The following is a 24,471-nucleotide window of genomic DNA, read 5'->3' as shown; positions in this document are numbered from 1 at the left end:
AAACAAACAGCATGAGCTTTCTAGCAAACTACAAATCAACGAAGAAGAATGTAACAGCATGAGCAAATTCTAATGCTCTTATACCTAGAACTGACCGCCAAAGAATCGGTTTTTGGCAATCCCAAGTTCTTAAAAAAATAGATTTCAATTTAACCAATCACTACACTATTTAAATTTCTAAAAAATGTCAAAATTCTCCGAACAGGTACATATTACCATAGAAGGCTTTACTCAAAATGTTATCTATTACAATCTTGAGCTCTCTCAAAAAATGGCAGACCACCATCATTTTTCTTTCTTTTGGCAATACACCGGAAAACCTATCATTGCCCCGCAAGATCAGGAAAAAGCCTTTAGCAATTACATTGGCAGCGAGGTCATTTTTACCTTTAAAGTAAAAGGCATCCGATTAATGTCTAAAGGAAGAATTACAAAACTAGGTTCTGTCGATCTACACGGAAGCCCCGCCGGACTGCACGTAACAGGAACAAGCCATACCATTGCTCTGGATGATATGCCGAAATCTAGAATCTTTCGCGAAAAAAGCCTCCAGCAGATTGGTCTCGAAATTTTTGCAGAAGAAAACTCGGGAGAATTTTATCAGAGAGAAGCCATTGTGCCTACTTATACAAAAGAATTCAGCTTTAAGACTCAGTACAATGAAACGAGCTTTGATTTCCTTAAACGCCTTTCTGCACGCTATGCCCAATGGTTTTATTTTGACGGAATGCGCATGCAGTTTGGCCAGATTAAAAACACCGACATAAAACTTATAAACGAATCATCGCTGCATAACTTTGGCATAGAGGCCAACTTGGTTTCGCACAAAACTTCGTTCAGCAGCTATGATTACAATAGCGCTTCCCGCATAAAAAATGGTGCAGAAAAAACCTCCGAAGGAAGCCGAGACCGTTTTGCATCCCTTGCCGTCTTTAAACAGCCTTACATTGTAAGACCCGGACTCGAAAACGGCGCGTATACCAGCAACGCTCAAAATAAAGAAGAAATCGATGAAATGGTAAAAATGCAGACCGCCGGACGCGATGCCAACAGCATATTCTACAGCGGCACCTCTTATCTGCCTATAGGTTTGGGACAGACTTTTTCTATTGAAAACAAAAATGTAGAGCACCATTTATTGGCAGTTGAAATTGTACACCGCTCTGAAGTAAACGGAAATTACACCTGCCAGTTCAAAGCAATTCCTGCCGATGTTGCAGCGCCACACTACACAGACGTAACGGCATTTGCTCCCGCCGAAAGCCAGCCCGCAATAGTAATTGACAATAATGACCCTGAAAAAATGGGACGCATAAAAGTGGAATTCTTCTGGAATGGCTGGACAAGTAAAAGCGATTGGATGCGTGTAGTTCAGCCTTACTCTGGCTCTGGAAAAGGGCTTTATTTCAGACCCGAAATTGGCGAAGAAGTTCAGGTGAGTTTTGAAGGCGGTAATGCAGAACGCCCGTATGTTTCTGGCACCTATTACAACGGAAAAGAAATGCCCGATTTCTTTGATGACAAAAACCGAATTAAAGGCTGGAAACTCCCTTTTGGTCAGCTTTTCAAGTTTTTTGAAAAAGTAGGTATCTGGCTTTCTGACCCGAGTGGAAATGAAATTCATTTGGATGAAGAAAGCAAAAATATTAATGTGACTTCTCCTGAAACAGTTACCATACGTGCTAAGAATATTGTTTTTGAGGCAAGTGAAAGTATAACTTATGTAGCTGGAACTAATATCTCTGAAACAGCTACACTAAATAAAACATCAAGTATTGGAGGAATTTTAGACACTAGTGTCGGATTGGATAAAATACTACATGTTGCTGGAGATAATCATATCAATATTGATGGCAACTCTAACTCAGAAGTAAAAAAAGATAGAAATATTGCTTCTGAAAACAGAATAGTTACACATAGTGAAATTGGACATGAGTTTCACTCTGATAAGGATATCAAAAACAACAGTAGTGAGAAAACAAGACAAAACTAACTAAGATGGCAATAAAAACAATCTGCGGTATTACCATAATGGGAAACATTGGCAATTACAGTTTTCACAACTCTAAAAACGGCGCTCATTTTTTCTTGAAAGACAGCAATGTCAGTTATAGCGATCCTTATGGAAACCACATGACCAATCATGCCTGTCATATCCGAATTAATTTTGAGCCTTTTAGATTAGAAAAAATGGGCGATGAAATTCGAAAATCAGATGGCAGTCTCATTATCATGATGCCAAAAGAACAAATAGAAGAAATTGCCAACAAAACCTTTTATGCTGATGGGCAGTTTCATGCTATAGATTTTTTAACCTATACCATAACCGAAGAAAAATAAACTATGTCAGAATATATTAGAGTAAAAGGAAATATAATAGAAAAAACTGGAGGAACTTCTAGAGTTTATGCCAAAGGAGGAATTGAACACAACTCAAACGGATTTATAGATTATTTTGCTGAAAGCTATAATTATGGTGAACCACAGAAACCTCCTTTAAAACTTATGGATGGAGCTGTTAAAGAAATTGAACTTTTAACAGCCTTAGATCTTGGCTCTGCGAATAACAAATCGGGTAAAACACAGCAGGGAATGATTTTCGGAAACACATATCATTTTAGAGTAAAAAGTTATGTAAAAAATCCTCCTAATAATCTATCAACTATTAAATGGATGATTAAATATGAAAGTCCCTCTCAAAACAAGTGGCTGGAAATACCTCTTACCGCAAAAGGGAACTCTATAAAAATTACGCTCAATGACGAAGATATGTGTGGATGCTTTATATACTTACGTGCTTATGTATATAATAAGGAAAAAGAAGCCGAATACAAGGAATGGAAACATAATCGTTTTAAGTGGTTTGATAGCATGATTGTTGAAAACGAGATAATAGAGCGTACTGATAATGGTAAGCCTTGGCTAATTGATCAATCTGGAACTTCTTTATGCGGAATGGCATGCATTTTTTATTTATTTGCCAAAGAACAACCAGATGCTTATAAAAAATTTGCAAATGAACTTTTTAGAACTGGAGTAGCTACAGTTAATAGTTACACAGTAAAACCAAGTATTGAAGTTGTAGAAAAAGAAATGATAGCAATTAGGACTACAAAAGGAATAAAATTTGTTGCAAAAGGAACAGGAATGTCATTAGTAGACTATATCACAATGGCGAGCACAAGAAACACTGACAATTCAAGTTATAAAGGAGGTGATGAAGCTTTTCACGCAATTAATTGGCCTCCACTAATGACTTCCTTAAGTGAGAATCTTTTAGGATATAAAGATGTCGTTTCAAAAGGAGTGTACAATTCCGTGAAACCTTTAGCCTATACTTCTTTAGACGTCAAAAATAAAATAGATGATATAAATGCCCAACTAAAAGCCGGATACAGACTTATATTAATGATCGATTCTGATTTGATTGATGACATATGGGATACAAAAGATTTTGATTTACATTGGGTTGTTTTGGAAACACCTATAATATGGAATTATGTACCTGGTCTTTTAGGCTCCAAAGTAGATGAGATAGATTTTAGCGTATACTCATGGGGAACTGACCCATTTGGTTCGTCAAAATACTTAAGAAAAAAAATAACGTCAAATCATTTTATGAATAATTATAATGGATATATTAAAGCTAAATAAAATGAAGAAAATTATATTGTTTTTTTTTGTACTAATATTTTCATTTTTCATTTTTCGATTTTTTTATTTTACTGCTGATGATTATAGTAATCACAATAAATGTGAAAATAGCAATTTTGTAGGTTCTAGCAATATTATTATTAAATTTTCAGACACTCAAATAAATGAAAATCTTAAAATACTAATCACACAAAAAGGAGGTTTCAAAAAAACGATTAGATACCATAAAATAGATACGCTGTCCAAAAACAACTTATCGTATTATTTGGACGATAGAATATTAAAAACAGATACATTATTAATTAAACTGAGAGACAAGACAGTAAAAATTTATGATTTTAGACGCGAAGGCTCAAGACAAAAATACGGCAAGAACAAAGGTATATTTTACTGTTTTAATTACATGAAAATAAATAATATAGAATATTGTTTAGAATCTGATACAATTTATTTAAACACTCGTGACTTATTATCTAGGTAATTTTAAGCTTGAAATTTTATAAATAACCTGAAACAGAATCATTTGATATATTGCGAAAGTATTTAGAAATTATGCGTGCCGCTTCAAAAGAAGAAAACAAAGACAAAAATTCAACCTACGAGATCTACAAACACATACACCACAATTACGTTCATTTATCAGCGCATTATGGCGGTTTTGAAAATGATTTTTTAACAGTGCAAACAGGAGATCATCATCTTTTGGCAAATTATGTTTTTATTAATGAACCTGTTGAACCAATTATAAAAGAGGATAAAGTAATTTATAAGCGAGAAATATATGTACCCAAAAGTTAGATTTTTTTTATGCTGTTTTTTAATTATCGGTTTACTTGCAAGCTGTCAGCCTAAAGATACATTTGACTGGAATGCTGGCATTTCTGCGCCAAAAAATTATTTAGCAACACCGTTTGTCGAATATTTTTATAAAGGAAAAAGTATCGCAGGAACTTCAATAAATATTGGAGATGGACAAGGTTGGGGCATAACAATGGGAAATTATGTTGGAGGAGATCAATTTAAGCCTGTACCTGATAGTGTCTTTGTGAAATGGAGATGCGCATTTGACTTAATACAGTATGAGGGCGGTTTTAAACTGCCAAGACAAAAAATGTTAATGCTGTTTAAGAAAGGTGTTTTAGACAACCAAAAAAATAGAGAAGAATATTCTCTTATAATTGCAGGAACTGCTCCTGGCGGTAATATTACAATATGGATGCAGGCAGATAGAACTCTTACTGAAATTGAGAAATTTAAAGCTAAAAAAGTTGGGCAAGCACAGCGACTCGATTCAAACAGTATAACGTTATGGACTTCTAAAGGACAAGAAGCAAAAGAGATTTTAACATACATCTACTTACATGGCATTCCTTATTCAGTTTGGGAAAAAGGAGAAAAAGAATACGATTATGATGTAGCGTTTACAAGTAAAGAATCCGAATATGGATACCATATGACATTAAATTCTAAAGATGGATCCTGGTTTTCTGTAGATAAATTTGATTCATTTATACCTTGGGACGCAAAAGAAATAAAAACTAATAAAATTATTCATGAAAAACATAAATCTCCTGTTCAATTATATATTCAATGGTATACAAATGAAGAGAATTACAAAGAAAGACAATGGTATGATGGCACAATAATTTTACCTCAAAATTTTGAAGATTTTTTGAAGACGGGATGTTATAATAGGCTATTAGTTGCTATTGAAAAAGACAATCATAAAGATTTAGTTGAGGGCAAAATTATGTTGCTTGGAAAAAGTAGAAAAAAAACCATCATGAAATTTAGACTTGGGAGATATGATTATAAATTGGGCAAACAATTATCTCCAGAGTATATATTACCTAAAGATTTTGTATTCCCTAAATGGCAAGGCAGAGAACCTATTGAGTTTCCAGAATTAGATTATTGGCAGGAAAAATAATTTATAAGCGAGAAATATATGCCCAAAAAAAGTTAGATTTTTTATATACTGCTTTTTAATCATTGGTTTATTTGCCAGCTGTCAGCCTAAAGATGCCCCCCTGCCGGCGCGAGCGTCCCGCTCGTGAACACAAAGAATGACAGAATTATAGACAAATCTTGCAAATGCACGAGCGAGACGCTCGCGCCAGCAAGAGGGATGAAATTCGAAAATCAGATGGCAGTCTCATTATCATGATGCCAAAAGAACAAATAGAAGAAATTGCCAACAAAACCTTTTATGCTGATGGGCAGTTTCATGCTATAGATTTTTTAACCTATACCATAACCGAAGAAAAATAAACTATGTCAGAATATATTAGAGTAAAAGGAAACATAATAGAAAAAACTGGAGGAACTTCCAGAGTTTATGCCAAAGGAGGAATTGAACACAACTCTAATGGTAAAATTGAATATTTTGCCGAAAGCTATAGTTATGGTGAACCACAGAAACCTCCTTTAAAACTTATGGATGGAGCTGTTAAAGAAATTGAACTTTTAACAGCCTTAGATCTTGGCTCTGCGAATAACAAATCGGGTAAAACACAGCAGGGAATGATTTTCGGAAACACATATCATTTTAGAGTAAAAAGTTATATGAAAGATCCTCCTAACAATCTATCAACTATTAAATGGATGATTAAATATGAAAGTCCCTCTCAAAACAAGTGGCTGGAAATACCTCTTACCGCAAAAGGAAACTCTATAAAAATTACGCTCAATGACGAAGATATGTGTGGATGCTTTATATACTTACGTGCTTATGTATATAATAAGGAAAAAGAAGCCGAATATAAGGAGTGGAAACATAATCGTTTTAAGTGGTTTGATAGCATGATTATTGAAAGCGAGATAACAGAGCGTACTGATAATGGTAAGCCTTGGCTAATTGATCAATCTGGAACTTCTTTATGCGGAATGGCATGCATTTTTTATTTATTTGCGAAAGAACAACCAGATGCTTATAAAAAATTTGCTAAAGAACTTTTTAGAACTGGAGAGGCGACTTCTAATGGTTACACTGTTAAACCAAGTATTGAAGTTTTAGAAAAAAAAATGGATAAATATCAATTTCCTATTGGAACTTCCAAAATGCGATTGATTGACTATATCACAATGGCAGGAACAAGAAATGCAGATAATACAAGTTATAAAGGAGGAGACGAAGCTTTTCAGGCAATTAATTGGCCTCCATTAATGACTTCCTTAAGCGAGAATCTTTTGGGATATAAAGATGTGATTTCTAAAGGAGTATACAATCCTGTAAAACCAATAGCTTATACTTCTTTAGATGTTAAAAATAAAATAGATGACATTAACGCACAACTAAAAGCCGGATACAGACTTATATTAATGATCGATTCTGATTTAATTGATGATGTATGGGATACAAAAGATTTTGATTTACATTGGGTCGTTTTAGAATCACCCATAACATGGAATTATGTACCAAGTCTTTTAGGGGCAAAAATAGATGAAATAGATTTTAAAGTTTATACTTGGGGCACGGATCCAAATGGGAGTAATCGATATCTAAAAAAAGTGATATCATCTTCACATTTTATGAATAATTATAATGGTTACATTAAAGCAAAATAATGGAAATGAAAAATAAAATATATTTTACTACTTGTTTAATTTTTGTAATTGGATTGTATGCTTATTTAAGGGTGCGTAAACAAGACAACATAAAAGCTGAAATTTACACCAAGTGTACGAACGATACTATTGTTAATTTAAGAAATGGCAATCTATCACTACATTTTAACAATATTTACGAAAAAATTGCTAAAAATAAAATGATAATACAGATAATACGAAAAGGTAAAGTTTTTGAAAAGTTAAATCACATAAAAAAAAACGATAATATTGAAATAGAGCTAAAAAAGTATCAACTATATACAACTGATAGCTTAAAAATAACTTTTGATAATAACAAATCTATCTATATTCACGGATTCGAAAACGAGATAGAATACGCATATGGAGAACAACACATTATAGGTTGTTTTTTACTTTATTACAATGTAGATAATCATGTAAAGCAAACTATTCATGACGGATTCAAAATTGATATTTTATAATATTAGATGCGTCTTAAGTATAATCAAGATACTTAAGAAAAACAATAAAGTAAAATCATTTTATGAATAATTATAATGGATATATTAAAGCTAAATAAAATGAAGAAAATTATATTGTTTTTTTTTGTACTAACATTTTCATTTTTCATTTTTCGATTCTTTTATTTTACTGCTGATGATTATAGTAATCACAATAAATGTGAAAATAGCAATTTTGTAGGTTCTAGCAATATTATTGTTAAATTTTCAAGCACTCAAATAAATGAAAATCTTAAAATATTAATCATACAAAAAGGAGGTATCAAAAAAATGATTAGATACCCCGCTCCTCGAGGTCTTCAACTGAAACGCTACGCAAACGTCCCAGGTCTTTTAGGTGTGAAACTGGATGAGATAGACTTTAAAGTTTATACATGGGGAACTGATCCAAATGGCACCAATCGATATTTGAAAAAAGTAATAACATCTTCTCATTTTATTAATAATTATAATGGGTATATTAAAATGAAATAATTATGAAAAAAAAGACAAAGGGTTGTTTAATTTTCTTAGTAATAATTTTTCTAATAATTGTAACTATAATTAGCTGGATATATTACAGTATTGCTACCAGTCACGAAAGAGAAAACATTGATAGAACTCAATGTGAAAAAACCGAATATATAACTGAAAAACCTTTAATTGTTTTAGAAAAAGAAACAAATAGTATTGTAAATGAAATTAACATATTACTAATAAGAAATAACAAAATTATTGATGACACTTTAATTAAAAACATCTACAATAGCGAGACTTACTACTCTTTTCACATTCCATTGAAAGAATTTAAGAAAGATGATATTGTAGAAGTTATTACAAAAAATGAAAAATATAAAATTTCAGGATTCTTTTACAATTTAAAAAGTAGATGGCTAATGTTTGGATATAATGGAGGTGAATGTTTCTTGGACTATTCGCAATTAAAAATAAATGATGAATTGTATAATTTTAATTTATTAAAAGAATATGAAAACGAAAAAAATAAAGAATATTAAAAGTATATTCTCATATACACGCCGATGGTCAAATTATTTATGGAGAGCCCGGTCTTTTAGGCTCCAAAGTAGATGAGATAGATTTTAACGTATACTCATGGGGAACTGATCCCGGATAGCGCGGATTTGCAATCCATGACCTCAAAGATCGGTTTGGCTCTCTATTTTAAATACCAAACAAAAGCTGTATGAGATTCTTTGTAGCTTCTGTCTTGATAATTCGCGCTATGTCTTATTGTTGCGGGCACGGATTGCAAATCTGCGTTATCAGGAAAATTAATATTTAAGAATTATACTACTTTTTATACTATTAAACCAACTTCTTTTTTAATATATTTGCGATTCCTAAATTACAGAATTATGATACTTAAAAAACTTCTTGCCCATGTGGTATGGTGGCGGCATTGGAAACAACCGTAACGCTTCTGTAAGCGTAGGACACCTAAGCTACATGGGTTTTATATTTCCTAAATTACAGAGTTATGAGTACCAAAACCCTTTCAAAAGAAGCCGAAATCGGTCTAATGAATTTCTTCAACGACAGAATTGATCCACTCGATATGGCGAGAGCCATAAGACAGGTAAATCTAACCCTCGCATTGGGCGTTCTAAACGATCAAGAAAACATTCAGTTAAACGCTGCCAAACTTGGAGACAGCTTCTATTGGCTCAATGAATTAGCCGAAATTTTAGATCCTTATCTGGATTTGGAGTAAAGTTTTTTTTGAGAAAATTAAAACCCTTGGTCTTTAAAAGATGGAGGGTTTTGCTTTTTAGTGGAAATGTTTTTCACCCCAAACTCATCCCTCCATCCATAATAACATCCGTTCCAGTCATAAACACTGCAGCATCACTACTCAAATGCGAAACCATTTTAGCCACATCTTCTGCCCTTCCCATTTGTTTAAGTGGGACTTTTTCTACTACGACATTCATAATGCCTTTTAAGGTAGCTTCGTCTAGACCTACTTTGTTCATGACTTCGGTTTGGGTTGGTCCTGGGCTAACCGAATTGACACGAATCTTTCTTGGCGCTAATTCTAAAGCCGCCGATCTCATAAACGAATTCAAAGCCGTTTTACTCGCCGAATAAACCGAAGATCCCGGACCTGGCATACTCGCAGTATTCGAAGAAAGAAATACCACCGAAGCGCCATCTTTCAAAATCGGGATAAATTTGCTTAAAGTGAAAAAAGCGCCTTTTAGATTCACATTCATAATATTGTCGTACAGCTCTTCTGTAGTTTGTTCGATCATCCCTAAACCTGCAATTCCCGCATTGATAAACAAAATATCAACCGAACCGAAATCGGCTTTTACCTTTTCAGCCAGTTTTTCGATATCCGAAATATTCGATTGGTCTGCTGTAATGGCTGTAACGCCTAGTTCTAAAGCTGCTTTTTCTATCGCCTCTTTTCTTCTTCCTGTAATAATTACTTCTGCGCCTTGATCTTTTAATTGTTTGGCTGTTGCGTAACCTATTCCGCTGTTTCCGCCTGTTATCACTGCCACTTTATTTTTTAAATTGTCCATTTTATATGTGTTTTAAATTAATGAGACAAAGGTAAATTCAAAATGGTATAACTTTGTAACCAGTATCACAGAGTATACCAGAAGTACATTTTAACATTAAAATAGTATTGAAAAATAAGTTTTAGTAAAAAGCCTTGTTTTTATGTTAAATATTGAATTCGTATTCTTTAGCTTTTTGGTTAAAATTCTTCGATTTATTTAGATTTTTAAATCAATTCTCTTAATTTTTTTTTAAAACTTCATTAAACGCCTGTTAAATCTTAATCAGAATTCATTGAAAATTCTGCAGAAAAAGGTATATTTGAGTAATACAGAAATTTATTATCGTGCAAGAAAAAACAAAATCACATAGTTTTATATTTCCAAAAACTCCTACTGGAGTTGACGGATTAGATGAGATTACAGAAGGTGGATTTCCGCAAGGACGACCAACTTTAATCTGTGGCGGTGCGGGATGCGGTAAGACTTTATTGTCTATGCAGTTCCTTATAAAAGGAATTACAGAGTATAACGAACCAGGAGTTTTTATGTCTTTTGAAGAACCTTCAGACGACTTGACTCTAAATGTTAAATCATTAGGCTTTGACCTTGAACAACTTAAAAAAGATAAAAAGCTTGTTGTAGATCATGTTCGCGTTGAAAGATCAGAAATTGAAGAAGCGGGCGAATACGATCTTGACGGCTTATTTATTCGTTTAGGACATGCCATCGATTCTATAAAAGCCACTCGTGTTGTATTGGATACCATCGAATCGCTATTTGCTGGTTTGGACAATCAGGCTATTTTACGAGCAGAATTACGAAGATTATTCCATTGGCTTAAAACCAAAGGCGTAACTGCCGTTATTACAGGAGAACGCGGCGAGGCTACACTAACCCGTCAAGGTCTGGAAGAATACGTTTCGGACTGCGTAATTGTTCTCGATCATCGTGTAATTGAACAGGTTTCGACTAGAAGGCTTCGAATTGTAAAATACAGAGGTTCAACACATGGAACCAATGAGTATCCGTTTTTAATTGACGAAGACGGAATTTCAGTTCTTCCCATTACCTCTCTGAAATTGGATAACGAAGTTTCCTCAGATATTATCTCTACAGGTGTTCCCGGACTAAATGAAATGTTTCGTGGCGGCGGTTTCTACAGAGGAAGCAATATTTTGGTTTCGGGAACGGCGGGAACGGCTAAAACGACAGTTGCCTGTTATTTTGCTAATAAACAATGCGAAAAGAACGAAAGAACCATTTATTTCGCCTTTGAGGAATCACCGCATCAATTGGTGCGCAACATGAAATCAATCGGAATTGATCTGGAAAAACACATCAAAAAAGGCATTTTGCAAATACATTCTTCCCGTCCGTCATTAAACGGTTTAGAACTACATTTGCTTACGCTTAGAAAGTTAATCAAAGAATTTGAACCTACTACCATTATTATTGACCCGATCAGTAATCTTATTTCGGTAGGAAGTGAACACGAAGTGCGCTCTATGCTGGTACGATTAATTGATATGCTGAAAGCCAATAATATTACGGCCATGTTTACGTCGTTAAACAAACAAACCGACACTGTTAGACCTGATTTGGCAGAAGAATCGGTTTCGTCATTGGTGGATACCTGGATTACCGTTCGCGATATGGAAGGTGTTGGCGAAAGAAACCGCGGTATTTTTATCATCAAAGCACGCGGAATGGGGCATTCTAACCAAGTTAGAGAATTTGTCATAACGAGTAACGGAATTGAATTGCTAGATGTTGAATTAGGTCCGCAGGGAATTTTGACGGGAGCGGCGCGAAAGTCTTATCAATTCAAAAAAACCATCTCGGATATTAAGCTTCAAAACGAAATCAGTCGAAAAGACAGGGAAATTGAGCGTAAACGCAAAGTCCTTGAGGCGAATATTGAAGCATTGAGAACAGAATTTGAATCGGCTGAAGAAGAACTAAGCATCCTTAAAGCAACAGAAGAATTGCAGGAAAAACTGTCTTCTAAGAAAAAATAAATCAAATGAAAAAAGAAGTAGCCGAATGGCAATTATTGCTTTATATAGCAGGGCAAACGCCAAAATCGATCAAGGCGCTGGAAAACATAAAGAAGTATGCCGAGGAGCATTTAAAAGGAAAATACAGCATCGAGATTATCGATTTGCTGAAGAATCCGCAATTGGCAGAAGGCGATCAGATTTTGGCCGTACCTACTTTGGTGCGTAAATTTCCCGAGCCTATTCGTAAAATTATAGGTGACCTTTCTAATGAAGAAAGAGTGCTTGTAGGGCTGAACATCAAACCTATAAACTCTTAATCATGGAAGATTCATCTGATGGCACTAGTACAACCAAACATAAGTTTATGCTTTTTGTTTCAGGTATGTCTGTTAAATCAGGACATGCAATCGAAAATATACGCAAAATCTGCGACACCTATCTCACCAACAATTATGAATTAGAAATTGTTGATATCAGCCGTGATAAAGAACTGGCTGTGATTCATCAAATTGTAGCCATTCCTACCTTGATCAAAACACATCCAGAACCTAAAAGAATCATTTTAGGAGATTTATCAGATAAAGAAAAAGTATTATACATACTTAATATAAGCAAATAAATTGAAGGAAGATAAAAAAAATATTGCCGCTCTATTAGCCGAAATTGAGTCATTGAAAGAAGAACTTTATGAGTCAAACAGTATTGTTAATGCTATAAAACAAGGAGATGTTGATGCGCTTGTGGTAACCAGTAATGGAGTTCCCGAACTGTATTCTCTAGAAACTGCCGATTATACGTATCGTCTTCTTATAGAGAAATTCGGTCAAGGCGCATTGAGTATTTCAAGAAATGGATTGATACTCTACTGCAATGAGCAATTTTCAAAATTAGTCGGTCTTCCTTCAGAAAAAATAACAGGAACGTACATTTATGAATATTTTACAAACGAAACGCAGTTTGTTTCTCTTATAGAAGCACTGAGATATGGAATTACTAAACATGAAATACTTCTAAAATCGGAAAATGAAAAAACTTTTCCAGCTTATATCGCTTTAACTGATCTGGAACCCGCTGTAGAAGCCATTGGGGTTGTGATTACCGATTTGACCGAAAAGAAAAAGCATGAAGAAGCTTTAATTCGCCATCAGAAAGAATTGGAAGAAAAAATAAACGAACTGAATAAAATCAATCGTAATCTAGAAGAATTTATTCATGTAATCTCACACGATTTAAAAGAACCGCTGCGGAAAATTGTCATGAATACCAGCAGAATTGACGGAAGCTATTTTAAAGAAGCCGATACAAAAGCTATAAATGTCATGAAATTATCGGCTTTAAGATTAAATTCGCTTGTAGACGATTTAGTGCAGTATTCTTCGCATACCGCGCAGGAGGAACGAACAGAAATAGATTTAAGAACCATAATTTCAGAAGTTATTGAGGATTTTGAAATTATAATTTCTGATAAAAAAGCCGTTATAAAAACAGGAAAAGTCCCCATTATTAAAGCTTCTCGCGTACAGATGAGACAGCTTTTCTCTAATCTTATTTCAAACGCCATTAAATATAGCAAAACAGATATCGCTCCTGTAATAGAAATTTCGCAGGAAGAAAATTTAGATACTGAAATACCAAATCAAAATGCTAAATTTGTAAAGGTTCAGATAAAAGACAACGGCATTGGAATGGAAGAAAGTCATTTGCTTAAAATATTTGTCATTTTTCAGCGTCTGCATGCCAGAAACGAATACTCAGGAAACGGTATTGGCCTCGCGATCTGTAAAAAGATAATGGAAAACCATTCTGGAAATATTACCGTTGAAAGCACATTGAACGAAGGAACCATATTTAACCTTTACTTTCCTATCTTATAAAATGCCGGAAAAATATAATTTACATATCGTAATTGCTGAAGATGACATAGATGATGCAGATGTTATTGCAGAAACTTTTACCAAAAATCCAAATTTTAGCAAAGTCAGTCTTGTTGCCAATGGCGAGGAACTGCTTAATTATCTAAAAAACGGTTCGAACGAAAATCCTGATGTTATTCTTACCGATATCAATATGCCCATTATTGACGGTATTGAAGCTTTGCAAGAAATTCTTAGCAATGATGAATTAAAAAATATTCCGTGTTTTGTTTATTCAACAAGCATTAATCCTTCTTACAAAGAAAAATGCGATGATATGGGCGTAAAAGCGTACTTAATTAAACCGTATTCTTTTGAAGCTTTCGCTGAAATTCCGAAAACTATTTTGAGCATTATTGAAGCTTAAATTTCGTTTCATCTTAAATTTTTTTTTCATTATTTTAGATTTATGGTATAACTTTGTAACCAGTGAATTTTCTAAAATTAATGCTGTTTTGTTATGGAAAGAAATCAGAAAGAGGAAGTACAAGCGCTTCAGGACACTTTACATGTTTTGGGGGGTAAATGGCGGTTGCCAATCATCAACTCCATCTGTAACGGAAATAACCGTTTCAGGGAAATCGAACGCAGTATTCCGGGAATTACGACACGCATGCTTTCGCGAGAACTCAAAGAAATGGAGATCAATATGCTGATCAAAAGAACTGAAGATCGTGATGCCGAAATTCAGGTTAAATACGAATCGACGCCCTATTGCAAATCTTTTGGCCCTGTAATCGAAGAAATGATCAAATGGGGAAAATCGCATCGAAAGGAGATTATTCGAAATTCTTAATTATTTTAAACACATAGAAACATAGATTTTTTATTTGAGAAAGAATTTAAAAAGAAACTAGTTTCTAACACATAGTCTCAGTACGAAGCCAACTTTGGCAAAGTTTGAAATTTTGAAAAAGTTTAAACCTATGTGAATTAATGTATGTTTCTATGTGTTTAGAAAGAAATCAACACGAAGCCAACTTTGTCAAAGTTCAAAACTTTGACAAAGTTTAAGCTATCAAGAGAAAATCACATAGAAAGAATCAAAACACTCTCAAATAAACTTAAAAAGCGCTTAAAAATGCTTTTTTTTATCATTTTTAGCTATAAAAGTTCTATCTTACAAAAAAGGCAAAAGCCGATTCTGTTGGCCCTATCGGCAGTATAAACTTTAAAAACTACAAAAAATGAAACAACTATTACAGTGGACCATCATTATTCCAATCCTTTCGTGGGTTCTTTTATTTAGCGGACTAATTGCCGACAGCAGCATCTTTCAGATTGTTGCTAGTATATTGCTTATTCTGAGCGTAATGTCTGCCGTACATCATTCCGAAATCATTGCAGAACGCGTTGGAGAACCTTATGGAACCATAATTTTGGCTATTTCTATTACTGTAATTGAAGTTTCTATAATTGTCTCTTTAATGCTCTCTGAAGGTTCTGAAGCCGCTTCTTTGGCTAGAGACACGGTTTATGCCGCCACGATGCTGATCCTGAACGGAATTATTGGCTTGTGTCTACTTATTGGGAGCATCAAACATTACGAACAGAATTTCTCTACTTCTTCGGTAACGATTGGTTTGGTTTCGCTTATTTCGATTATTGTATTTACTCTGGTTTTCCCCACTTTTACAGAAAGTGTTCACGGCTCTTATTATTCAACGCCTCAATTGATCTTTGCCTCTATTGCCTGTCTGGTTATTTATGGTTCTTTTTTGTTCGCACAAACCAAAGGATATCGCCAATACTTTCTAACCAATACCACGAGCGAAGACGAATCTAAAACACATCCAATCGAAATTAATAATAAAACATTTTATACAAGTCTTGTTTTTCTATTGGTGAGTTTAGGAATTGTGGTCTTACTGGCCAAAACCCTCTCGCCTACTATTGAAACTATTATTATAAGTCACAATCTTCCAAAATCTTTGGTTGGGGTTGTAATTGCCATCATTATTTTATTGCCAGAAGCGATCGCAGCGATAATTGCAGCCAAAAAAAACCGATTGCAAACGAGTTTAAATCTAGCTTTAGGTTCTGCTCTTGCCAGTATTGGTTTGACTATTCCAACTGTTGCGCTTGTTTGTATTCTAATGGGAATTCCAATTGTTTTAGGACTTGACATTAAATCTATTGTTCTTTTGGCACTATCTGTTTTTACCGTAATGCTTTCTCTTAGCAAAGGAAAATCGAATATCGTTTACGGCGTTGTGCTTTTGGTCAATTTGTTTGCTTATATGTTTTTGATGATTTATCCTTAAGCTTTCGATTAATTTTAGTTGCTTAAATGTATAATCGGATTCGATTCCCGGCGACTCTAAACTGTAAAATTAATATTTACAGGCTTTTTTTATCATTTTTTAAAACAGTGTCAATCCAAAACTCCATCCTATCCATCCTAGAATATCTTTGCTGTTATTGTTGATTATAGTATAGCGTTTGGTACGATCCTGAACGAATGTAGAAGTATTTAAATTGCCATTTTTATCTTGTTTCTCAGACCAATAAAAATTTAAAGAAGGTCCTGCAGATAGCGCTACACCTTTACACAATTGAAAAGAAAAGGAAGAATCAAATTTAGATAAGGAATTATAGATGTCCCAATTTCCTAAATAAAGATACTGCGTACTAAATTCGGGATTATAAGTGAAACGTTTCCCTAACGGAATTTTCTTTCCTAATCCGATTCCGAAAGAAAACAGCTTTTCTTCATTGTTTCTGTCGCTTCTTCCCGCCATTAAAATGGTATACATTTTATGGTCTCCTGTTTTTATAGCAAGATTAATATCTGAAATCTCGTTGCTTGTTATGCTGATTTTTTTATAACCACCTTTTTTAAAGTTTAGCAAACCAAAACTGTAACCAGACGGTGAATCTGTAATGTTCACCAATCCAAATTGAACTCCATCTAATTCTTTAGCATAATTAAAAAGACCTGTAATTTGCGCGCCACGCACAGTATCTTTTCCAATATTGTAAATTCCCGAAAGTTGTAATCCGTTTTGCGACCCATTTACAGTGTTCTGAATCCCTGCAATTTGAAGTCCTTTTGAATCTTTATACACGGTGTTATAAATACCACTCATCTGCAAACCAATTTGCGAGCCTTTCACACTATTATGAATCCCACTTATCTGCAATCCTCTTAAATTGCCAAAAACATTATTATAGATTCCGGCTAACTGAACTCCGTTTACAGATCCTCCAACAGTATTAAATATTCCTGCTATTTGAAGCGCGTCAACATTCATACGATTAATGTTGTAAAGTCCTGCCATTTCTAGCCCGCGAACTCCAGCATTATAACCTCCTAATATATTTAACGAAAAATTATTGACAATTTGCGTATTCAACATTCCTCGAGTGCTGATACTCGGAATTAAAGAAGCCTGTACAGGAACTTTAGAAATAAATCCTCCCAGATTGAGCGCTTGTATTTTTTGTTTAGAAGAAATAAAGAAACGGCCAATTCCTGATCTTTCAATTGCAGAGAAATCTCCATCAATATAATCTGTTTTATTTTTTTTGTCTCCCATCTGAATTTTAATTTCAGAAAGAAATACCATCGTCACCGTTTTATAATTCTCCTTGACTGCTGTAAGTTCTATAGCTTGGGGTGCATTTTTTAATCGAAGTTCAAAAAAACCATCTTTATTGGTTAATGTAGACAGTAGCGCATTCTTCTCCAATACACTCACATTTTCAATACGATTATTGGTTTGTGTATCTACAATATAACCGATTACAATTTGCTGTCCGTCACTCATAACAGTGTTTTTTTCTAACACAAGAGCAAGCTCCAAAGGGGCATAACGAACAATAACAAATCCTGGCGATTCTTTAAATTCATATTTGGCACCTAGCAGCTGATCTAAAACTCCTTTTATGGTTGTATTATCAGCATTAATGCTAACGAAGCTATCTTTTACAGCTAGTTTACCATAATAAGCAAATCTAAAATTTCCTTTTTCTTCCATTAAGTCCAAAACACTGCCTAATGGCTTCTTATCTGCATGAACAGATATTTCGTTTTCTAATACCGACTGTGCATTTGCTTTAAAAAAGATACCCGAAATAAGGATAAAAAAAATGGATGTAAAAACAAACTTTGTGTTTCTTGGCATATAAAAAGGATATAATACTTTAATGAATTAAATCTTGGATCCAATGATTGGGTTTTCAAAAATACCTCAATTCCTATATTTTCAATAAACATTTTTATAATTTTTCACATCTTTTTTCTTACGAGCATGAAGCTGCTTCTAATAAAAGTATTGACAAATGGCATTAGCAGTATTACAACGATATAGTTGAAAAACAGCGATAATAAGCGTAATTTTCACACATAAAAAGTATCACAATAAAGACCAAAAGTGAACGATTTTACCCCTTATTTTTCAGCATTTTTCTCTAACTTAGCGCTCTACATTTTGAAATGTAAGATTAAAACAACCATTGTTTTGCTGCAAAACATTGAATGAAAAAGAATTACCATACTTTCTCTTACTTTTTGCTGCAAAAACATTTCTTCTAATAATTTAGTTAATTGAAAACTATGAGCAAATTTGATTTTGGAATTGTAGGACTCGGCGTAATGGGTCGTAACCTACTTTTAAATATCGCCAGCCATAACTTTGCGGCTGCAGGTTTAGACTTAGACACCGAAAAAGTCAATTCTCTTCAACAAGAAGCCGATGCCGACCACACTATTGAAGCGACGACAGATGTAAAACATTTTGTAGAGCTTATTCAGCAGCCAAGAGCTATTATGTTATTGGTCCCTGCGGGAAAACCAGTCGACAGCGCTATCGCTAGCTTATTGCCTCACTTAGATAAAGGAGACATTATTATTGACGGTGGAAACACTTATTTTACAGATACGGACAGAAGATTTATTGAATTGTCTGAAAAAGGAATCCACTTCTTCGGAATGGGAATTTCAGGCGGTGAAAAAGGGGCTCGTTTCGGTCCTGCTATGATGCCAGGAGGAGATCAGAAAGCATACGAAAGACTTCGTCCTATTTTTGAAGCCATTGCGGCAAAAGTAGATGGCGAACCTTGTGTAGAATATTTAGGAAATGGTTCTGCTGGAAACTACGTAAAAATGGTTCACAACGGAATTGAATACGGAATCATGCAGTTGATTTCTGAGATTTATGACTTAATGAAAAGAGGTTATAACTTGGATGATGAAACGATTCAGAAAACTTTTTCCGAATGGAATCAAACTGATGATTTAAGATCGTATTTGATTGAAATTACTGGAAACATCTTAAAACAAAAAGATGAAGACGGAACACAATTAATCAACAAAATATCGGATTGGGCAAGATCTAAAGGAACAGGGAAATGGACTTCGCAAAATGCAATGGATTTACAAGTTCCAGTTCCAACAATCGACGCAGCGGTTAACATGCGCGATATGTCTAAAACCAAACCAGAAAGAATTGAAGCGGCTAAAAAATTAGTTTGGAACGCTGACGAAACAAATGTTTCTCAAAGCGAAGCCATTGCGGCTTTAAAATCGGCTTTATACTTTTCTATCGTGGTAACTTACGCTCAAGGTTTAGCTCAGCTTCACACGGCTTCTAAAGAATACAATTACGGATTAAATCTAGAAACAGTTGCTAAAATCTGGCGTGGCGGATGTATCATTCGTGCGACTATTTTAGAGGATTTCAGAAAAGCATACGTAGCAAAATCAGATTTGCCAAATTTACTTTTGGATGGCGGAATTGCTTCAAAATTAGTAGAAAACCAAGCAGGAATGAGAGCTGTGATCCAGTTTGCTGTTCAAAAAGGATTGCCTGTTTCAGGATTAATGAACTCGTTATCTTATTTTGATGCTTATAGATCTGCTAATCTTCCAACTAATTTAATTCAGGCACAGCGTGATTATTTTGGAGCGCATACTTACGAGCGAATCGATAAAGAAGGCGTTTTCCATACACAATGGGCTGAATAAACAATTAAAGCAACACAACTACACACAATGACTAAAAATAAACTAAAGAATCCAACCATCATTGTTATTTTTGGTGGAACTGGAGATCTAGCAAAGAGAAAGCTCTTCCCCGCTTTCCAAAATCTGTACCTTGACGGACGTATGTCTGAACAGTTTCAGATTATTGCTCTTGGTAGAGCTGAAAAAACCAATGAAGATTTTCGCGCTTATGTAGCAGAAAATCTAAATCTGTTCTCAAGAAGAAAAGGAGTTGATGATCCAGAAACAGAAAAATTTCTTTCACACATCTCTTACCACAGTCTTGATATCGATAAAGAGGAATCGTACATTGGATTAAATGAAAAAATAAACAATTTTGACCTTGCTTTTGGCGAACGTGCCAATCGTCTTTTCTATCTTTCGATTACGCCTTCTTTCATTTCAACGATTTCAAGCAATATCAAGAAAATCGGACTTGCCGCTAATGCGAAACAAGATCGTATTATTATCGAAAAACCTTTTGGTTATGATAAAGCTTCTGCAATTGAGTTGAATGAAATGCTTTCACAGACTTTCAAAGAAGAGCAGATTTACAGAATTGATCACTATTTAGGAAAAGAAACGGTTCAAAATATTTTGGCTTTCCGTTTTGGAAACTCAATGTTCGAACCTTTATGGAGTCGTAATTTTATTGATTTCGTGCAAATTACCGTTGCAGAAGAAGTCGGCGTTGAAGAGCGAGGCGGGTTCTATGAAGGTGTTGGTGCATTGAAAGACATGATTCAGAACCACTTGTTTCAGATTTTATGTATGACCGCTATGGAAGCGCCTGCTTCTTTGAATGCTGATGACATTCGTAATCGAAAAGCAGATGTTTTAAAGTCAATTCGCCGTATTAAACCAGAAGAAGTCGATCATTATATTGTAAGAGGTCAGTATGATGCTGGAGAAATAAAAGGAGTTCCTGTTCCAGGTTACCGTCAGGACAAAGGCATTGCGCCAGATTCTAATACAGAAACCTATGTAGCAATGAAAATCTATTTGGACAACTGGAGATGGCAGGGAATTCCGTTCTACTTGCGTTCAGGAAAAAGAATGGAAGAAAAACAATCTTCGATCATTATTCAGTTTAAACCAGTGCCACATTCTTCATTCTCATACGGAAAAGAAGGCATGACACCAAACCGATTGATTATCAACATTCAACCTTCAATGGACATTAAACTGCAGTTTATGACCAAAAAACCAGGTTTATCCATGTCTTTAAGACCTGCAGAAATGGTTTTTGATTATTTTTCTTGTTCTACAATGTCACCAGAAGCTTATGAAACCCTAATTGCAGATGCATTATTGGGAGATCCTACCCTATTTATGCGTTGGGATCAGGTGGAAGAGGCTTGGGATGCAATTGAAACAATTCAGCAAGTTTGGAAAACAACGCCTCCAAAGAATTTCCCAAATTACAACGCAGGAAGCTGGGGACCTGAAGAAGCTGATGAATTATTAGCACGTCAAGGCCACAAATGGATTCCGAATACACAAACAAAAGAAGAAGTTTTAAATGATACAGATACACAATAATACAGAAGAAATTAATACTGCAGCTGCAGATCTTTTTGTAGAATCAGCTCAAAAAGCGATTGCTGCAAAAGGCCAATTTACAGCTGTACTTACAGGAGGTTCTTCTCCTGCTGGGATTTACAAATTATTAGCTTCTGATGCTTACAAAAACAAAGTAGACTGGAGCAAGGTCTATATTTTTTGGGGTGATGAAAGATGGGTTCCGCTTAATGATGATTTGAGCAATGCAAAAATGTCTTATTCGACTTTATTGAGCCACGTTCCTATTCCGCAAGAAAACATTTTTGAAATGTATAAAGACGGTGTTACACCTGAGGAATATGCAGCTGAATACGAAAAGTCTATTAGAAAAATTTTAGGCGAAGAAGGAAAATTTGACCTGATTCTTTTAGGCATGGGAGATGACGGACATACAGCTTCTCTTTTCCCAGGCGAAGCGGTTCTTGAGGAACAGACTAAATGGGTTGATGCTTATTATTTAGCTCCACAAAAAATGTATCGCATCACGCTTACAGCTCCGCTAATTAACAAAGCAGAGAAAATTGTTGTGGTGGCTTTTGGAGAAAAGAAAATCAACGCTTTGAAAGAAGTAACAACTGGAGCTTACAATCCAACATTATATCCAATGCAATTGATTAAACCAGTTTCGGGTGAATTATTGTTTTTGGTTGATAAAGTTGCTGCGGGAACAAACTAAGAAATTGTTTATTTTCATATAATTTAAGGTCTACGCTGAAAAGTGTAGACCTTATTTTTTTGATAATTTTTTTTCACGCAGATTCTGCAGATTTAGGCAGATCTAAACTGATCAATAAAAAAAATCTCCGCGAATCTGCTTAAATCTGTAAAATCTGCGTGAAACCTAAAGCCCAGCTATACAATTACAAAACACTGAAAAACAAATATTTACACAAACCTATTTCTTTTTTATTTAATTTTGTTTAATACTCTCCGATTCAATTTATTAAATTATAAGTATCAATTTTTCTTCTTTCGAGCTTTTACACTGATTATATAATTTCAAATTCCTTTTGCAATGAAATATAATTACTTTCTAATTGCTGTTTTTCTTCTTTTTGTTTGCTGTAAAGATAAAAACACAGAACCCAAATCAGTTAAAGTTAGCGCTTCGCAAGGGTGCTATATTCCGAAAACGAACGATAAAGATTGGTATACCCAAAACAAAAAAGCACCAAAGTTTAAAGGTCTTGACGGTGTGAATTTTAAAATTACGACCAATAATCCCGAAGCGCAGGAATATTTCAATCAGGGAATGATGTTAGCCTATGGATTTAATCATGCCGAAGCAGCAAGATCATTTTATGAAGCTTCGCGATTAGATCCCAATTGCGCTATGGCGTATTGGGGATTTGCTTATGTTTTAGGTCCGAATTATAATGGCGGAATGGAAGAAGATAATTTTCAGCGTGCTTATGATGCGGCTCAAAAAGCTAAAAAGCTTTCTGGAAAATGTTCTCCAAAAGAAATCGCTATGATTGATGCATTATTAGTGCGTTATGCTAAAAATCCTCCTGCGGATAGAAAACCGCTTGACATAGTTTATGCCAAAGCGATGAAAAAAGTATACGCTCAGTTTCCTTCAGATCCAGATATTGGCGCGCTTTACGCGGAATCTCAAATGAATCTCCATCCGTGGGATTTGTATGAAAAAGGCACTGGAATACCTAAAAAATGGACTCCCGAAATACTTGCCGTTTTAAACGAATTGATTACAAAAAATCCGAAACATCCGGGCGCACATCATTTTTTGGTTCATGCTGTAGAAGCTTCAGCAAATCCAGAAAACGGACTTAAAAGTGCCAAATTGCTAGAAACTTTAGTTCCGGGATCGGGACATTTGGTTCATATGCCTTCTCATATTTACATTCGTACTGGAGATTATCATGAAGGCACGCTTTCCAACATTGAAGCGGTTAGAATTGATAGTTTGTATTCAACCGCTTGTAATGCACAAGGCGCTTATCCTCTCGCCTATTATCCACACAATTATCATTTTTTGGTGGCTACAGCGGCTTTAGAAGGAAATTCAAAGTTGGCTTGGGAATCGGCACAAATATTACAGCAGCATATGTCTCCTAAAATCATGCGCGAGGCTGGCTGGGGAACTTTGCAACATTATTATAGCATTCCATATTATATAGCTGTAAAATTTTCGATGTGGGATAAAATTATGGAGATTCCACAACCTGAAAAAGATCTCGTATACCCGAATGCGATTTGGCACTATGCACAAGGAATGGCTTATCTCGGGAAAAATGATGTTACCAATGCCGAAAAACAGCTTGCTTCTCTGAACCAATTAGCAAAAGATGAAACTTTAAAAGAAGTTACCATCTGGAATATCAACACCACTTATGATCTTGTTCAAATTGCTGCTAATGTGCTTTCAGCAGGACTTGAAGCAAAAAAGAATAATTTGGATAAAGCAATTGTACTTTTAAATAAAGCAATAGCAATCGAAGATCAGTTAAATTACAATGAACCGCCAGATTGGTTTTTCTCCGTTAGACATTATTTAGGCACAGTTTTACTTAAAGCAGGAAAATACGCCGAAGCTGAAAAAGTATACAAACAAGATTTACAAACGCTCCCAAAAAACGGCTTCGCCCTAATCGGACTTTACAACTCTTTAATATTACAGAAAAAAGAAAAAGAGGCTTTAAAAATTAAAGCCTCTTTTGATAATGCTTGGCAATATGCCGATTTTGAGATTAAGGATTCTTCTAGTATTTTGGAGTGATTTTAGTTTTAATG

At 34.7% G+C, this 24,471-nt stretch carries 25 protein-coding genes; 23 read left to right on the top strand and 2 right to left on the bottom strand.

From position 1 onward, the window contains the following. Positions 1–184 precede the first annotated feature (184 nt). The 12 genes from QLQ95_RS19695 (at position 185) to QLQ95_RS19640 (ending at position 9,456) form a co-directional block, all read left to right on the top strand. Complete coding sequence (locus tag QLQ95_RS19695; protein ID WP_482501290.1) at positions 185–1,993, top strand: type VI secretion system Vgr family protein; 1,809 nt, start codon at positions 185–187, stop codon at positions 1,991–1,993. Between the two features lie 5 nt (positions 1,994–1,998). Continuing rightward, positions 1,999–2,340 carry a hypothetical protein gene (locus QLQ95_RS19690; RefSeq protein ID WP_320495009.1) on the top strand — a complete coding sequence of 114 codons (342 nt, stop codon included), beginning with the start codon at positions 1,999–2,001 and terminating at the stop codon, positions 2,338–2,340. Between the two features lie 3 nt (positions 2,341–2,343). Further along, complete coding sequence (locus QLQ95_RS19685) at positions 2,344–3,654, top strand: hypothetical protein (protein ID WP_320495011.1); 1,311 nt, start codon at positions 2,344–2,346, stop codon at positions 3,652–3,654. A gap of 1 nt (position 3,655) precedes the next feature. Further along, positions 3,656–4,135 carry a hypothetical protein gene (locus tag QLQ95_RS19680; protein WP_320495012.1) on the top strand — a complete coding sequence of 160 codons (480 nt, stop codon included), beginning with the start codon at positions 3,656–3,658 and terminating at the stop codon, positions 4,133–4,135. A 50-nt stretch (positions 4,136–4,185) separates the two neighbouring features. After that, positions 4,186–4,452 carry a hypothetical protein gene (locus tag QLQ95_RS19675; RefSeq protein WP_141248193.1) on the top strand — a complete coding sequence of 89 codons (267 nt, stop codon included), beginning with the start codon at positions 4,186–4,188 and terminating at the stop codon, positions 4,450–4,452. After that, positions 4,436–5,584 carry a DUF2931 family protein gene (locus QLQ95_RS19670; RefSeq protein WP_482501287.1) on the top strand — a complete coding sequence of 383 codons (1,149 nt, stop codon included), beginning with the start codon at positions 4,436–4,438 and terminating at the stop codon, positions 5,582–5,584. Before QLQ95_RS19675 ends, QLQ95_RS19670 begins: the two co-directional genes overlap by 17 nt. A 164-nt stretch (positions 5,585–5,748) precedes the next feature. Continuing rightward, entirely contained in the window at positions 5,749–5,925 is a 177-nt protein-coding gene (locus QLQ95_RS19665; protein WP_172426971.1) for a hypothetical protein, read from the top strand. A 3-nt stretch (positions 5,926–5,928) separates the two neighbouring features. Then, a complete protein-coding gene (locus QLQ95_RS19660) occupies positions 5,929–7,221 on the top strand; it encodes a hypothetical protein (protein WP_482501285.1) in 1,293 nt (430 codons plus the stop codon). 5 nt (positions 7,222–7,226) lie between these two features. Next, positions 7,227–7,706 carry a hypothetical protein gene (locus QLQ95_RS19655; RefSeq protein ID WP_482501283.1) on the top strand — a complete coding sequence of 160 codons (480 nt, stop codon included), beginning with the start codon at positions 7,227–7,229 and terminating at the stop codon, positions 7,704–7,706. 309 nt (positions 7,707–8,015) lie between these two features. Beyond that, complete coding sequence (locus QLQ95_RS19650) at positions 8,016–8,219, top strand: hypothetical protein (protein ID WP_482501282.1); 204 nt, start codon at positions 8,016–8,018, stop codon at positions 8,217–8,219. A 2-nt stretch (positions 8,220–8,221) separates the two neighbouring features. Then, positions 8,222–8,740 carry a hypothetical protein gene (locus QLQ95_RS19645; protein ID WP_095931895.1) on the top strand — a complete coding sequence of 173 codons (519 nt, stop codon included), beginning with the start codon at positions 8,222–8,224 and terminating at the stop codon, positions 8,738–8,740. 482 nt (positions 8,741–9,222) lie between these two features. Further along, positions 9,223–9,456, top strand: coding sequence for a hypothetical protein (locus QLQ95_RS19640; protein WP_095931884.1), 234 nt, complete (start codon positions 9,223–9,225; stop codon positions 9,454–9,456). Between the two features lie 73 nt (positions 9,457–9,529). Here QLQ95_RS19640 and QLQ95_RS19635 read toward each other — a convergent pair whose 3' ends face one another. Continuing rightward, the gene (locus QLQ95_RS19635) at positions 9,530–10,273 is read right to left on the bottom strand and encodes an SDR family oxidoreductase (protein WP_482501279.1); all 744 of its coding nucleotides are present in this window, start codon (positions 10,271–10,273) and stop codon (positions 9,530–9,532) included. Positions 10,274–10,599: 326 nt separating this feature from the next. Here QLQ95_RS19635 and kaiC point away from each other — a divergent pair, with 326 nt between their 5' ends. From kaiC to QLQ95_RS19600, 7 genes are all read left to right on the top strand, one after another. Then, complete coding sequence (kaiC, locus tag QLQ95_RS19630) at positions 10,600–12,273, top strand: circadian clock protein KaiC (protein ID WP_482501277.1); 1,674 nt, start codon at positions 10,600–10,602, stop codon at positions 12,271–12,273. Between the two features lie 5 nt (positions 12,274–12,278). Next, entirely contained in the window at positions 12,279–12,572 is a 294-nt protein-coding gene (locus QLQ95_RS19625) for a circadian clock KaiB family protein (RefSeq protein ID WP_095927489.1), read from the top strand. A 2-nt stretch (positions 12,573–12,574) separates the two neighbouring features. Continuing rightward, on the top strand, positions 12,575–12,874 hold the full coding sequence (locus QLQ95_RS19620; RefSeq protein ID WP_281632351.1) for a circadian clock KaiB family protein: 300 nt from the start codon (positions 12,575–12,577) through the stop codon (positions 12,872–12,874). A gap of 1 nt (position 12,875) precedes the next feature. Continuing rightward, positions 12,876–14,129, top strand: a complete 1,254-nt coding sequence (locus tag QLQ95_RS19615; protein WP_482501274.1) for a sensor histidine kinase — start codon at positions 12,876–12,878, stop codon at positions 14,127–14,129. 1 nt (position 14,130) lies between these two features. Further along, entirely contained in the window at positions 14,131–14,535 is a 405-nt protein-coding gene (locus QLQ95_RS19610) for a response regulator (protein ID WP_095927492.1), read from the top strand. Positions 14,536–14,628: 93 nt separating this feature from the next. Next, positions 14,629–14,964, top strand: coding sequence for a winged helix-turn-helix transcriptional regulator (locus QLQ95_RS19605; protein ID WP_250835887.1), 336 nt, complete (start codon positions 14,629–14,631; stop codon positions 14,962–14,964). A 391-nt stretch (positions 14,965–15,355) separates the two neighbouring features. After that, positions 15,356–16,432 carry a calcium:cation antiporter gene (locus QLQ95_RS19600; protein WP_095927494.1) on the top strand — a complete coding sequence of 359 codons (1,077 nt, stop codon included), beginning with the start codon at positions 15,356–15,358 and terminating at the stop codon, positions 16,430–16,432. A gap of 99 nt (positions 16,433–16,531) precedes the next feature. Here QLQ95_RS19600 and QLQ95_RS19595 read toward each other — a convergent pair whose 3' ends face one another. Further along, positions 16,532–18,295, bottom strand: coding sequence for a peptidase associated/transthyretin-like domain-containing protein (locus tag QLQ95_RS19595; RefSeq protein WP_482501272.1), 1,764 nt, complete (start codon positions 18,293–18,295; stop codon positions 16,532–16,534). 431 nt (positions 18,296–18,726) lie between these two features. Here QLQ95_RS19595 and gndA point away from each other — a divergent pair, with 431 nt between their 5' ends. From gndA to QLQ95_RS19575, 4 genes are all read left to right on the top strand, one after another. Continuing rightward, on the top strand, positions 18,727–20,136 hold the full coding sequence (gene gndA / locus QLQ95_RS19590; protein ID WP_320495029.1) for an NADP-dependent phosphogluconate dehydrogenase: 1,410 nt from the start codon (positions 18,727–18,729) through the stop codon (positions 20,134–20,136). A gap of 27 nt (positions 20,137–20,163) precedes the next feature. Beyond that, on the top strand, positions 20,164–21,696 hold the full coding sequence (gene zwf, locus QLQ95_RS19585) for a glucose-6-phosphate dehydrogenase (RefSeq protein ID WP_428237849.1): 1,533 nt from the start codon (positions 20,164–20,166) through the stop codon (positions 21,694–21,696). Then, positions 21,677–22,393: a 6-phosphogluconolactonase gene (pgl, locus tag QLQ95_RS19580; protein WP_482501270.1), complete on the top strand. Its 717-nt coding sequence runs from the start codon at positions 21,677–21,679 to the stop codon at positions 22,391–22,393. Before zwf ends, pgl begins: the two co-directional genes overlap by 20 nt. A gap of 339 nt (positions 22,394–22,732) precedes the next feature. Continuing rightward, a complete protein-coding gene (locus QLQ95_RS19575) occupies positions 22,733–24,457 on the top strand; it encodes a tetratricopeptide repeat protein (RefSeq protein WP_482501268.1) in 1,725 nt (574 codons plus the stop codon). Positions 24,458–24,471 lie beyond the last annotated feature (14 nt).

The organism is Flavobacterium sp. B330r (genome assembly GCF_056824325.1).
This window is presented reverse-complemented; position numbering and strand designations above follow the sequence as displayed.